The sequence below is a fragment of the Rossellomorea pakistanensis genome, from assembly GCF_016908495.1.
GTDB lineage: Bacteria > Bacillota > Bacilli > Bacillales > Bacillaceae_B > Rossellomorea > Rossellomorea pakistanensis.
Map to the genome: position 1 here is coordinate 1,260,649 of NZ_JAFBDZ010000001.1, position 12,172 is coordinate 1,272,820.

Sequence of the window (12,172 nt, forward strand, 5' to 3'; positions counted from 1 at the left end):
AGTGGTTTAAGTACTACATCCTATGGGGGATAGGTTGTAAATGTTCCTTTTTTGCCTAAAAATTTATAGTGAATTGCCCCATCCAGGTTTGTTTGATAGACCTTAATTTTTCTGGAACGCAGATTAGTCATTACTTCAGGATGTGGATGACCATATCGATTTTTTCTTCCTGCAGAAATGATCGCAATTTCAGGCTGTAACTCCTCTAGAAACTCACCTGTTGTTGAACTATGACTTCCATGGTGGCCTACTTTTAAAACATCAATTTTTAATTGGTACTGTCTTATAACCTGCTGTTCACCATCCTTTTCTAAATCCCCTGTGAATAGCCATGTTTTCCCGCCTAAATTTCCCAATAATACTAAGGAATCGTTATTTCCTTCATATTCATCATCATCTGGATAAAGGATGAAAAAATGACTCGATTTCGTTTTCCATTCATCACCTTTTCTACCTTCTCGCATTTCAATACTCTTTTCACGTGCTGCCTGAACAATTAATTCCATCTCAGGCTTTTTATATGAATTGGGGCTGATGATAATCTGATTTACGTTGATTTCATTAATGATTTCACGTGCCCCTCCAATATGATCCATATCACTATGTGTGAGTAAAAGCTTATTAATACGGTGGATCCCTTTACTCTTAAGCAAAGGTACAATGGTGTCCTCACCCACAGAATAAGTATTTTTTCTCTTCTCCCATTCCTCTACTTCAAATTGGATTGTCCCACCAGTATCGATCATATAAACCGCTTCCCGATTCGGAAGTACAATTAATATACAATCGCCCTGTCCAACATCAATAAATATAACTTCCCCATTAGAATCTAAATAGGGTGAAAAATATTGGATTGTTAGTATACTCGTGATTAAGATACTTCCTTTCATCCATTTCTTCCTTTCAAATTGTAATAAAGTAAGAAGAATGATGACTGGATAGAGTATCATTAACCAAGGAGCAGGTCTTCCAAGTACAAGAGTAATAAAAGGCATTTTAGTTAAGAAAATAGAAAGCTCATCAACTTTCGAAATCATTACAGTCAAAACAGGAAATATAAGAGAATTTACGAATGGGAGTGTAAGTTGGAAAAGAAATGAAAGGAGTAATAACGGTAATATAATAAACGTAAACATTGGAACATAAAAAAGGTTGACGATAAGACTAATGATCGAGAATTCAAAGAAGTGGTATAGAATGATGGGGATTGATACGATTTGTGAAATGAGGGTGACACACAACAGTTGCAGAATTTGATATGGAAGATTTAGTATCGAAGTTGAAAGCATTAAGCTAAAACTTACGATATACGATAGCTGAAAGCCTATATTAAAAATTATTTGAGGATTTATTAACAGAAAAATAATAAAAGATAGCGATAAACTATCTAACAATGACCATTTCCACTTAAGTTTCTTCGATAGAATGACAATCATGACGATACTGGCTGCTCGAACTACTGGTGGGGAAGCACCCGTAAGAATGACGTAAATGGGTAATAAAATCAAGAGAAATGTCCGCGTCGATTCCTTTGTCATTCCAAGACGAACCAATATCATATAGATGAGAGAAAATAAAAATCCGACGTGAAGTCCGGAAATCGCCAAAAGATGAATAACCCCTAAACGCTGATAAGCCTGTAAAGATTCCTCCGAAATTTCATTACGATCTCCAAAAATGAGGGCTAAAGATAACCCGACAACCTTTTCTGGAAATTGATTTTTAATGATTTCCATTCCTTCATAACGCCATTCTTTAAGTTCCAACAATAAACTTCTTTCTGCTGGAACACAATCCATAATATTGAATTCTTCAATGTTTAAAATCCAATAGATTTCTTTTTGACGAAGATATTCTCGATAATTGAAGGAATTCTCATTTGTATTCTTCATAGGCTGGGATAAAGTGCCTAAAACCCTACATTCCATTCCAATTTTCCAATTTTCTTTTAAATGGGAGAATTCTTCCTTTGAATTGATTCTATACCTAGCTACAACGCTCTCACCTTTACTAGTTATTGCTTCACCTTTCAGCAGATTTCCATCCCATTCAATCATTTCATGAAAGGAAAGCTTGAAGTTCTGCTGTGAAGTTGACAAATTTGTAACTGATCGCTGTTCGCTCAATGTTGCATGTATACAGAAAAAAACGGTTAGAAAGAAAATAAAAATAATATTAATAAGAGTAGGCTTTCTTTGGAGAAGGTGAAGGATAAGGAGAAGGAGGAAAAAAGCACCCCAGGTAAAATGAAGTGCTAATAGAACCCCTGATAATGAAGTTAATGCAATAGAAACCATCATGGTTTGCTTCAATTAATCTTTACCACTAACAATGGCTTCATATTCTTTTTTAAATTCTTCTACCTTCTTATCATCACTTCCTAGCTTCTCAAACTCATTTAATAATTCATTTGTAAATGAATATAGTTTATTTAATTGATTTTCACTTTCGGTAAATGGGACATGCTCTACATGGACATCTGCTTTTTCAAATAACTCTAAAGCATATGGATGATTTTTATAATCTATCGCATAATATACTTTTCTAATGCCTGCTTGAATAACGGCTTTACAGCACTGTAAACATGGAAAATGTGTTACATAAATTTCTGCTGAATCAGTACCTACCCCAAATTTTGCACATTGTAAAATCGCGTTCATTTCAGCATGTATTGTCCTGACACAATGATTATCAATAACATAACAACCTTTGTCTATGCAATGCTCTCCACCTGCAATTGAACCATTATATCCTCCGGCAATAATTCGTTTATCCCTGACAATCGTTGCCCCTACAGCAAGCCTTGTACATGTACTTCTCATTGCTAATAGATGGCTTTGTGCCATAAAATAATGATTCCATGAAATGCGCTCCATAACCCTACTCCTTTTTCATTCTTTTTTATAAGTTTAATTATTAAAATGGACAAACGTCAAACTTTTTTAATTTGCAATAATTTCTTCCTTTAACTTTAACAATGTTTGCTCACCAATACCTGAAACTTCTTTCAAATCTTCAACGGACTTAAATGGTCCATTCGTTTCACGATACTCTATAATGGCTGCTGCTTTTGAAGGTCCTATTCCTGGTAATGCATCAAGTTCCGCTTCTTCAGCAGAATTGATGTCAATTTTCTGCGTAGATTGACCATTACCTTGTGTCTCGAAAATGGGTGCAGTTGAATCAGACTCACCTATCTTTGGGACATAAATAACCATTTCGTCTGTAATCGTTTGTGCTAGATTCACCTGAAGAGGCTGAGCGTTTTCCGTAAAATCCCCCGCTCTTATAATTATGTCATTAACTCGCTCTCCTGCTCTAGCTTTATATATCCCTGGGTTTTTCACCTCCCCTTTTACATCAACATAGATTTCTGTATTCTCATTTACCTCTTTTTCAGTATTTATCTCCTTTTTTACTTCTTCTTCAATAATAGGCGGAGCATCTACTTTGGCACTTGTATCCTCTGAACTACGATTAATAAAATAAGCAAAGCCAGCCAATAGAGTTAGAATTGATACGATCAATATAGGTTTGTATTTTTCTATCAGAATTTTCATTTTAACATCATCTTCCTTTCGTCGAGTCATAAAAAAGAAAGTCAATACATAAAGTTTAGGAGAAAGCGTGTGAAAGAAGGAGGGGTATTATGAAGGTAGGAATCATTGGGACTGGTAATATGGGGAGAATTCTAATTGAAGCTTTAATGGAATCAAGTGCAATTTCTCCTTCAAACCTCATAATCACCAATCGCACAATTGAAAAAGCCTATTGCTTAAAAGATCAATATCCTGAGGTAAATGTATATACACAAACATCACAGCTAATTAGGGAGTCATCACTCATATTCATTTGTGTAAAGCCATTGGACATTTATAGTGTCTTATCTCAATATAAACCTTATTTTACTAGAGGAAAATGTGCTGTTTCTATAACAAGTCCTATAAGTGTTGACCAGCTAGAATCTGTTCTAGACTGCTCGTGCGCGAGGGTCATTCCAAGTATTACAAACCGAGCTTTAAGTGGAGTGTCCCTTCTTTCATTTGGTAAGAACTGTGATGAAGGATGGCAAAGACTGATTTATGAAAAAATCAGTTCAATATCAACACCTGTAATGATTGATGAGAACATTACAAGGGTATCATCAGATATTGTAAGCTGCGGGCCAGCATTTTTTAGTTTCTTAACTCAAAGGTTTATTAATGGAGCGGTAGAGGAGACGGAGATTGACCAAGAAACAGCGACAATCTTGGCATCAGAAATGCTTATTGGTCTAGGCGAGCTTTTGAAAAAGGAGATTTATACATTACCCACTCTACAGGAAAAGGTATGTGTAAAGGGAGGAATTACAGGCGAAGGCATTTCAGCTTTAGAAGAAAACTTAGGGGATGTTTTCCAGAAATTATTTAGAGCGACACATGAAAAATTTGAAGAGGATTTAGAGGGCACCAGAAAACAGTTCGGGTGATAAGAAAAAGTTTCGACATTTATTTAAATAATCCTGCTAAAAAAAAATAATATTTTTTTAAAGGCAGTCCTATGGAAAAATTCCCTTGGGGCTGCCTTTTTATTTCGGTTGTGTTCGCAAATCTTGTTACTACTAGGGATGAAACGGTCTCTCCAAATTTGACGGGAGAGCCCTAGTTTCTTTTTAAGGTAAAAAAGATTCTTTCACTTCGGTCAGACGGCGGAAGAAGATCAAAATCAGAAGTGATCGACATAATAGAATATCCCGCATCTTCTAGCCATTGACGAACAGTATTAATTGGGTATGTCCGTTGTTTGTGAAGTTCTTCTACTCTTTCATACAATCTGCCGGAGGATTGTCTTACAAAAAAGGTTAATTCATGCTCAACACTATTAGCTCCATTTCCAGGGAAACAATCCCAAATATAAGAAACTTGAGTATCATTATAAGTAAATGTTTGATTCATAAAAATTTGAGACATCTTATAGATGGAATGAATATCAAACATAAAAAGTCCGCCTTTTTTCAGATGTTGACGAACGCACTCAAACGTTCGCTTTACATCATCTTCTGTTTCAAGATAATTTAAAGAATCACAAAAAATGGTAATAATGTCATATTCTCCAAGTCCATTAAGCTCTGACATATCCTGCTGAAATAGCGAGAGCTCTACACCTTTTTCAATTGATTTATCGTTGGCAATATGCAGCATGTCTTCTGAGAGATCGACACCTGTAACATGAAATCCTTGCTCAACAAGCTTTAAAGACAATTCTCCAGTACCACATGCAATATCAAGAAGCTGCTTTCCCTTTACATCATTTTCGCTTGCTTGATGGATTACAAAATCAACCCAAGAATCATAAGGTACATCTTTCATTAAATAATCATAGATGTACGCAAACTTTTCATAGCTCATGCCTTATGCTCACTTTTCATATCAACAAAAGAAGCATCTCCCCAGAGTCTTTCTAAATTATAGTAACTTCTTTCTTCTTTATGGAAGATATGAGCCACTACATCTCCAAGATCCACTAATACCCAACGAGCTTCATCAAAGCCTTCCATTCTTTTAACTGTTAATCCATACTCATCTGCTTTTTCCTTAATTTCTCTCGCAATGGCCTGTACTTGTTTATCAGAGTTCCCGTGACAAATAAGAAAATAATCAGCAATTAAAGAGATCCCTTTCATATCTAAAACCACGATATCTTCTGCCCGTTTATCATCTGCTGCTTTATAAGCGAGTTGGACTAAATTTTTTTCATTCATAATGATCTTCATCTCCTTTTTTCATCACTAAATCATTGTAAGCATGGAATGTTTCAGGAAAAACAGCCTGATTTTTTTTCAATAGAAATAAGATTGTATTTTTCATCGCTTGAATAACAGCTTGATTAAGGCTACTCTTTGCTATTAATCTTACTTCATCAACCCCTGGAAAATGCCTACCTGGCTCAATATAATCAGCAAGGTATACAACTTTCTCGAGAGTTGTCATATTGACTCTCCCTGACGTATGATACTTTATCGCCCCTAAAACCTCTTCATCGCTTACATAACCATTCTTTTGAACTAAATAAGCCCCCACTGGTGCATGCCATAATTCAGAGTGGTGCTCTAATAAAATTCGATCCATATTTTCTGAAAGAATAATCTGTTTCATTTCTTCTTTTGGATGAAATTTGGCATAGTCATGAAAAATCGCTGCAAGCTCAGCCTTTTCTCGATTTGCATGATATCGTTCTGCTAAATCAATTGCTGTTTCAACAACACCTAATGTATGTTGATATCGATGTTCGGTAATCTGTTTTTTGACAATTTCCAATGCTTTATGCTTTTCCATATAACCCTTCCTCCCTAATATACTCTTCAACCTTTTGTGGAATTAAATATCGAACATTTTGGTGTTTATTCAAGCGTTCTCTAATTAATGTTGAAGATATATCAATATTTGGTATCGTCACCATCTGAACATTATAGGGAGTTTTTAGATCATAATTGGAACGATTTACACCGACAAATTGAACAAGCTTCACTAATTCTTCAATCTTATGCCATTTAGGTAAATATTCCACCATATCGCCGCCTATGATAAAGAAAAACTGTGAATCCGGATCTCTATTCTTCAATATTCGGATCGTGTCGATAGAATAGGAAGTGCCACTTCGATCCAATTCAATGGCTTCCAATTGAAAATATGGATTTTCTTTTATCGCTAAAGATACCATTCTCATTCGATGATCGGCAGATATATTTACTGAGATATTCTTATGAGGTGGAATTTTGTTTGGCATAAACCGAACTTCATCGAGATTTAAAAAGGTTCGAACTTCTTCTGCCATGATTAAATGCCCTAAATGTGGTGGGTTAAATGTGCCTCCTAATAGTCCAACTCGTCTCAATTTAAAATACTCCTTTACAGCTAAGGTAAGTCAATCTGCTTATTTTCTCGAGACTCTTTGTAAAGCACGATGGTATTTCCAATAACTTGAACTAATTCTGCTTTTGTACCTTGAACCAATTGTTCTGCAACAGTATCTCTATCCATTTCGCAATTTTGCAGTACACTTATTTTCAATAACTCTCTTGCTTCTAGTGCCTCTCCAATTTGCTTAATCATATTTTCATTTACTCCACCTTTTCCAACCTGAAAAATTGGATTTAAATGGTGGGCTTTTGAACGTAAAAATCGTTTTTGTTTTCCTTTAAGCATGTTATCCTCCTAGTTGACTTTTAACAATATTTTTCATTCTATCCGTATCAGGTAATACACCTGTCCATTTTTTAAAAGCTAACGCTCCCTGATTTACGAACATTGCTAAACCATTCTGACCTGAACATGATTTAGATGATGCTTCTATTAACAATCTTGTGTTAAACGGATTATAAATAATATCAGAAATAAATACTTGCTTTGATAAGAACTCTAACGAGATTGGAGATTCATTTATATATGGATACATCCCTATAGAAGTCGTTTGAATGATGATATCATAATCATTCATTTTTAAAGAACCTTCTGATAGATTCAACACCTTAGAGTTCGTAGGATATGGGCATTCATTAATAATTTGTTCTCCCTTTTGAACGGTCCGATTTACAATATCAATCTTTTCTATCCCGCTTGAAGCAAGCGTATAGAAGATGGCACGGGCCGCCCCTCCAGCACCAATCATCATAACCTTCTTCTTTTCAATCGAAAAAGGGCACTCCTCTTCTAGACCTTTCAGGAATCCCAGTCCATCTGTGTTATATCCAATGTATTCTCCTTCCTCTAGCACTACTGTATTTACAGCACCAATCGCTTGAGCTAAAGGATCTATACCATCCAAAAACGGTATTATCGAAGATTTATGTGGAATGGTTACATTGAAGCCTCTGATTCCAAGAGCTTTCATCCCTTTTACAGCAGAACCTATATCTTCTCTATTAACATGAAAAGGATGATAATAAGCATCAAGATTTAGTTGTTTAAATGCATCATTGTGCATGATAGGAGACATTGAATGTTCAATTGGATCTCCGATTACCCCGTATAGTTTCTTCATATCAGATTCCCCATTAAATCAATGATTTTCGTAAAAATACAGATACCCCTTTTGGAACATGTGCAGCAATATGGACCCCTGGTTCATTAACGGTTACCCAGCCTAGGCCAGAGAATACAATATCTGTTTTTTCATCTTTAATCTTAAACTCATGTCGAATAAGTTCCGGAAATTCATCCATCTGGTTTCTTCTTGGCGGTTGCAGCATTTCACCAGCATGATTTTTATAAAGTTCATCGGCTTTTTCTAACTTTGTACGATGAATCTTAAGCTCATTTGAAAGGTAACAAACAAAAGCTCTTCTGCTTCCTTTCACGAAGTCAAAACGAGCAAGTCCTCCAAAGAATAGTGTCTGCTCTTCATTTAGTTGAAACACCATCGGCTTTATTTCTTTTTTAGGAGTAATGACCTTCAAATCTTTTTTATCTACATAATGAGCCATTTGATGGTGATTGATGATACCTGGTGTGTCAACAATAGCTTGTCCATCATCTAATGGAATCTCGATCATATCAAGAGTGGTTCCCGGAAAATGCGAAGTTGTTATAACCTCCTTTTCTCCCGTAAACTCTTTAATAATACTATTTATAAAGGTGGATTTCCCAACATTTGTACATCCAACAACGTAGACATCTTTCCCTTTTCTGTATTCTTCAATCGCATTGACAGCTTCTTTTATATATTGCCCTTTAGATGCACTCATAAGGAGAACATCCACAGGTTTCAGACCTAATTGCTTTGCTTCATGTTTCATCCAATGAATCAATTTCGAACGTTTCACAGACTTAGGTAATAAATCTACCTTATTTCCTATCAGTAAAACGGGGTTATTTCCCGCAAAACGATGCAGGCCAGGAAGCCAACTCCCATTAAAATCGAAGATATCGACAACTTTTACAATTAGACTATCCGAACTACCGATTTCATTTAAAATCTTAAGGAAGTCATCATCTGTTAAATTTACATCCTGGACTTCATTATAGTGCTTTAACTTGAAGCATCTTTGACAGATGACTTCCTCCTTTTCTAATGCTGATGAAGGAGCATACCCAAGCTCATCCCGATTTTCCGTCTGAATCGATACACCACAGCCTACACATACAATTTGACTCAATTTTCTTCCTCCCACTGGATGAGACCTTTCCTTTTAAAGAAGTTCATAATTCTTCGTTCAACTCTACGATTAAACTTTGTTATAAAACCATCTGTTTGGGCAACGGGAACCACTAAAATAGTATAGAATTGATTCCTATTCCCACCCAATACATCCGTTAATAACTGGTCACCAATCACTACGGCTTCTTCTTTTTTGACATTCATATTTTTGATCGCTTTACGAAATGCTCTTCCCATTGGCTTTCTTGCCTGAAATATGAAGGGAATCTCAAGTGGATCAGCGAATGCTTTTACTCTTTTCTCGTTATTATTAGAAACAATCGTTACAAGAATTCCTTCATCCTGCATGGATTTAAACCATTCAATGAGCTTAGGAGTAGCATTTGGACGGTCCCATTCAACCAAGGTATTGTCAAGGTCAGTAATAATGGCCTTAATTCCTCTCTCTTTCAAATCTGCTGGTCTTATCTGAAATACATTTTGTACATGTTCATTTGGTAAAAACATTTTCAACAATTAAATACACCTCATTATTTCAACATCACAAATCAATTCAGTCTCCTATCAATGGAGATAATATCCAATGATGGAAGGTTTCATTGTATCCGGTTTATTATACTTAATTTTTTATGCTGTTTCAAAAAGAAAAGGAGCAGTGCCACATTCAGCTTTATGTTTCACCTAGTACGAGAGTTTTAAGGAAAGGAAATATCCCTCTCTAAGACTTTGCTGGACCCTGGAGAGGTTGGGCACTGTAGTTGAATATTGTCAACCTCCTATCCTAAAAAGATCCACTTTCATCTACCATCTTTTAAAAAAACACAAATATTTTTCGACAAAATTATCATCAAAGTATTTGTGGATAAACTTATGCACATTATACCCGTTTTAAAATCAGAATTCCTATTAATTGTAAACAAGTTAGTCACAGTTTATCCACTATCATCTGTGGATAACGGAACGCTTGTTCTAAATGTTTATATTTGGTAGAGTAAAAATACAACTTAAACTTACTATTTTATTTACGATATTGAAAGGATATGACTATTTTTTTTGGAGGTGAAAGTCTCATGCGTAAGCTTACAGATGAATTGTTGATTGAATCTTATTATAAAGCCATTCATTTAAATTTAAGCCCAGACTTTATCCGCCTTATCGAGAACGAAATTCATCGGAGATCATTAAATACCAATATAAAAGTATCATCATAGTGATAAAAAGGGCAAGAGGATGACCCAATAGAGTTCGGACCCCATTGATTCAACATTACTCGATCTGTTGAAATTGTGGTTCCTAACGCTTGTTTGGGTCATCCTCTTTTCATCTGACCAATTATTTTCCCCATTTTAATAGGGGTTGGGACCGACAAATCATCATTAAAGTGAAATGTCCCCTTTTCAAAGAAAAGAATGACGGTAGAACCAAATGTAAAGTAGCCAATTTCATCCCCTTTATTCCAATGGTGATGATCATTTGTATAATGAATGGAATTAACAAACATGGCTCCTACTTTTACTAGAAGCATGTCTCCACCTTTATGTTTTAATTCTGTAATCGATCGATAATTTTTAGATAAGGTTTCACGTCCATATTTTAATCCGTATTCATTCACTGGATAGGAATGTAAACCAAGCTCCCATCTTTTTTCAACAGCAGCTTTTATCGGACTATGTATACGATGGTAATTAGCAGGGCTTAAGTATAACACTAAAAATGATCCACCTACATATTTTTTTGCTATTTCTTCATTTCCGAGCATTTCTTGGATAGAATAATCCTTTCCCTTCACTTGCATCATCAAGTTCGGTGTGACTGTACCTGCTTCTGCCAGGGTGCCATCTACCGGGCTTACAAATTGTTTTTCACCACCTTGTATCTCCCGTACACCTTCTCTTAGCCTTCGAGTAAAAAATTCATGTAATGATGGATAATAACTGATTTCATGTTCGATTTCATTTGAATCAATTTCATAGACTTTCATATAAGAAGGAATACACTTTTGACTTAAACGGGACTGGACGAATTTTTTTAATAATATTGAAGACCATCTTTTATTCGTTAGTTCAATAAGGAACTGATACAAGGCTTTTTTCAATTTTTAACCTCCAACTAAGTAATAAATACTATTAGCAACATCTATTTCATAAGTATATAATTAACTATATTTTATCTTATTTTAAGGTATTTTTAAGGAGTGAGAGGATGTTTCTTTCCGACATACTCGACCAAACCGTCAAGAAGTTAAAAGCACAGACCGCGAATGTAATAACATTAGCAAATATTTCATTAGGTGGTTTCGCTATCCTAATGGGATTGCAGGGGCAGCTAAACCTTAGCTTATTATTAATTTTTATTGCTGCTCTTGCCGATCGATTTGATGGGATGGTAGCACGTAAACTGAATATAGACTCAGATTTAGGAAAACAGCTTGATTCCATGAGTGATGTTATTTCTTTTGGAGTAGCTCCAGCACTCCTTCTCTACCAAGGAGTCCTTTATGAATTTGGATTTCCTGGCATGTTTTTTACTGTTTTTTATATCGCATGTGGAGCGTTTCGTTTAGCGCGCTTTAATATCTCTGAGACAAATGGTTATTTCACAGGATTGCCCATCACTGCTGCAGGCTGTTTATTAACGGTTAGCTATCTGGCTGTATCCATTATTTCTATGCCATTATTTTTATTTATCATCATTATCCTATCCGTTTTAATGATTAGCAATTTTCGTTTACGAAAATTGTAGCTCCAAAAGTTATGGAAATGAAGAGGTTGACCCTAATTGTGGGTTTGTATCCACAGGATTCAAACCTGATACAGGGCCAACCTCTTTTAACCTAACAATTATTATAGTACCACCAACACCCAAATAGGAAAAGAAGTATGAGAAGTACTACAGCTAGCGCTAAATAAAAACCTCCATAATATCCACGTACTGGATAATAAGAATATCCATACGGCGGCATACATGTCCCCCCTATAGCTTTAGTTATTCTAATATATGTGTGTTTGTCTTGATTTGTATAGGCTATTTTGTCATA

At 35.4% G+C, this 12,172-nt stretch carries 15 protein-coding genes; 3 read left to right on the plus strand and 12 right to left on the minus strand.

Annotated elements, in window-relative coordinates; translation table 11 throughout:
- Nucleotides 1–20: 20 nt before the first annotated feature.
- From JOC86_RS06200 to JOC86_RS06210, 3 genes are all read right to left on the minus strand, one after another.
- Nucleotides 21–2,312 carry a DNA internalization-related competence protein ComEC/Rec2 gene (locus JOC86_RS06200; RefSeq protein WP_205169075.1) on the minus strand — a complete coding sequence of 764 codons (2,292 nt, stop codon included), beginning with the start codon at nt 2,310–2,312 and terminating at the stop codon, nt 21–23.
- The gene (locus JOC86_RS06205; protein ID WP_205169077.1) at nt 2,313–2,876 is read right to left on the minus strand and encodes a ComE operon protein 2; all 564 of its coding nucleotides are present in this window, start codon (nt 2,874–2,876) and stop codon (nt 2,313–2,315) included.
- 66 nt (nt 2,877–2,942) lie between these two features.
- The gene (locus tag JOC86_RS06210; RefSeq protein WP_205169079.1) at nt 2,943–3,560 is read right to left on the minus strand and encodes a helix-hairpin-helix domain-containing protein; all 618 of its coding nucleotides are present in this window, start codon (nt 3,558–3,560) and stop codon (nt 2,943–2,945) included.
- Between the two features lie 89 nt (nt 3,561–3,649).
- On the opposite strand from JOC86_RS06210, the gene comER reads away from it, so the two are divergent.
- On the plus strand, nt 3,650–4,468 hold the full coding sequence (gene comER, locus JOC86_RS06215; RefSeq protein ID WP_205169081.1) for a late competence protein ComER: 819 nt from the start codon (nt 3,650–3,652) through the stop codon (nt 4,466–4,468).
- Nucleotides 4,469–4,640: 172 nt separating this feature from the next.
- On the opposite strand, the gene JOC86_RS06220 is transcribed toward comER, so the two are convergent.
- Genes JOC86_RS06220 through JOC86_RS06255 form a run of 8 tightly spaced genes read right to left on the minus strand, consistent with a single transcriptional unit; the run spans nt 4,641 to nt 9,651 of the window.
- Nucleotides 4,641–5,387: a class I SAM-dependent DNA methyltransferase gene (locus JOC86_RS06220; RefSeq protein ID WP_205169083.1), complete on the minus strand. Its 747-nt coding sequence runs from the start codon at nt 5,385–5,387 to the stop codon at nt 4,641–4,643.
- Nucleotides 5,384–5,740: a ribosome silencing factor gene (gene rsfS, locus JOC86_RS06225; RefSeq protein WP_205169091.1), complete on the minus strand. Its 357-nt coding sequence runs from the start codon at nt 5,738–5,740 to the stop codon at nt 5,384–5,386. Before rsfS ends, JOC86_RS06220 begins: the two co-directional genes overlap by 4 nt.
- Nucleotides 5,733–6,314, minus strand: coding sequence for a bis(5'-nucleosyl)-tetraphosphatase (symmetrical) YqeK (yqeK, locus tag JOC86_RS06230; protein WP_205169099.1), 582 nt, complete (start codon nt 6,312–6,314; stop codon nt 5,733–5,735). Before yqeK ends, rsfS begins: the two co-directional genes overlap by 8 nt.
- Nucleotides 6,301–6,873: a nicotinate-nucleotide adenylyltransferase gene (locus tag JOC86_RS06235; protein WP_205169101.1), complete on the minus strand. Its 573-nt coding sequence runs from the start codon at nt 6,871–6,873 to the stop codon at nt 6,301–6,303. The genes yqeK and JOC86_RS06235 overlap by 14 nt, the downstream gene beginning before the upstream one ends.
- A gap of 20 nt (nt 6,874–6,893) precedes the next feature.
- The gene (yhbY, locus tag JOC86_RS06240; protein ID WP_205169108.1) at nt 6,894–7,184 is read right to left on the minus strand and encodes a ribosome assembly RNA-binding protein YhbY; all 291 of its coding nucleotides are present in this window, start codon (nt 7,182–7,184) and stop codon (nt 6,894–6,896) included.
- 1 nt (nt 7,185) lies between these two features.
- Nucleotides 7,186–8,019: a shikimate dehydrogenase gene (gene aroE, locus JOC86_RS06245; RefSeq protein WP_205169110.1), complete on the minus strand. Its 834-nt coding sequence runs from the start codon at nt 8,017–8,019 to the stop codon at nt 7,186–7,188.
- 13 nt (nt 8,020–8,032) lie between these two features.
- Nucleotides 8,033–9,133 (minus strand): ribosome biogenesis GTPase YqeH, encoded by a 1,101-nt coding sequence (gene yqeH, locus JOC86_RS06250; protein WP_239587402.1) that lies wholly within the window; start codon nt 9,131–9,133, stop codon nt 8,033–8,035.
- Nucleotides 9,130–9,651, minus strand: a complete 522-nt coding sequence (locus tag JOC86_RS06255) for a YqeG family HAD IIIA-type phosphatase (RefSeq protein WP_205169114.1) — start codon at nt 9,649–9,651, stop codon at nt 9,130–9,132. The genes yqeH and JOC86_RS06255 overlap by 4 nt, the downstream gene beginning before the upstream one ends.
- Nucleotides 9,652–10,205: 554 nt before the next feature.
- Here JOC86_RS06255 and JOC86_RS06260 point away from each other — a divergent pair.
- Entirely contained in the window at nt 10,206–10,346 is a 141-nt protein-coding gene (locus JOC86_RS06260) for a sporulation histidine kinase inhibitor Sda (protein ID WP_205169116.1), read from the plus strand.
- 98 nt (nt 10,347–10,444) lie between these two features.
- Here JOC86_RS06260 and JOC86_RS06265 read toward each other — a convergent pair whose 3' ends face one another.
- Entirely contained in the window at nt 10,445–11,230 is a 786-nt protein-coding gene (locus tag JOC86_RS06265) for a phosphatidylserine decarboxylase (protein WP_205169118.1), read from the minus strand.
- A 107-nt stretch (nt 11,231–11,337) separates the two neighbouring features.
- On the opposite strand from JOC86_RS06265, the gene pssA reads away from it, so the two are divergent.
- Nucleotides 11,338–11,877, plus strand: a complete 540-nt coding sequence (pssA, locus tag JOC86_RS06270) for a CDP-diacylglycerol--serine O-phosphatidyltransferase (protein ID WP_205169125.1) — start codon at nt 11,338–11,340, stop codon at nt 11,875–11,877.
- Nucleotides 11,878–12,172: the final 295 nt, after the last annotated feature.

Excerpts from the sequence above, each read along its gene's own strand:
- pssA (WP_205169125.1), top strand. The coding sequence starts at position 11,338 with ATGTTTCTTTCCGACATACTCGACCAAACCGTCAAGAAGTTAAAAGCA.
- yhbY (WP_205169108.1), bottom strand. The coding sequence starts at position 7,184 with ATGCTTAAAGGAAAACAAAAACGATTTTTACGTTCAAAAGCCCACCAT.
- aroE (WP_205169110.1), bottom strand. The coding sequence starts at position 8,019 with ATGAAGAAACTATACGGGGTAATCGGAGATCCAATTGAACATTCAATG.
- rsfS (WP_205169091.1), bottom strand. The coding sequence starts at position 5,740 with ATGAATGAAAAAAATTTAGTCCAACTCGCTTATAAAGCAGCAGATGAT.
- yqeK (WP_205169099.1), bottom strand. The coding sequence starts at position 6,314 with ATGGAAAAGCATAAAGCATTGGAAATTGTCAAAAAACAGATTACCGAA.
- JOC86_RS06220 (WP_205169083.1), bottom strand. The coding sequence starts at position 5,387 with ATGAGCTATGAAAAGTTTGCGTACATCTATGATTATTTAATGAAAGAT.
- JOC86_RS06210 (WP_205169079.1), bottom strand. The coding sequence starts at position 3,560 with ATGAAAATTCTGATAGAAAAATACAAACCTATATTGATCGTATCAATT.
- JOC86_RS06260 (WP_205169116.1), top strand. The coding sequence starts at position 10,206 with ATGCGTAAGCTTACAGATGAATTGTTGATTGAATCTTATTATAAAGCC.
- comER (WP_205169081.1), top strand. The coding sequence starts at position 3,650 with ATGAAGGTAGGAATCATTGGGACTGGTAATATGGGGAGAATTCTAATT.
- JOC86_RS06205 (WP_205169077.1), bottom strand. The coding sequence starts at position 2,876 with ATGGAGCGCATTTCATGGAATCATTATTTTATGGCACAAAGCCATCTA.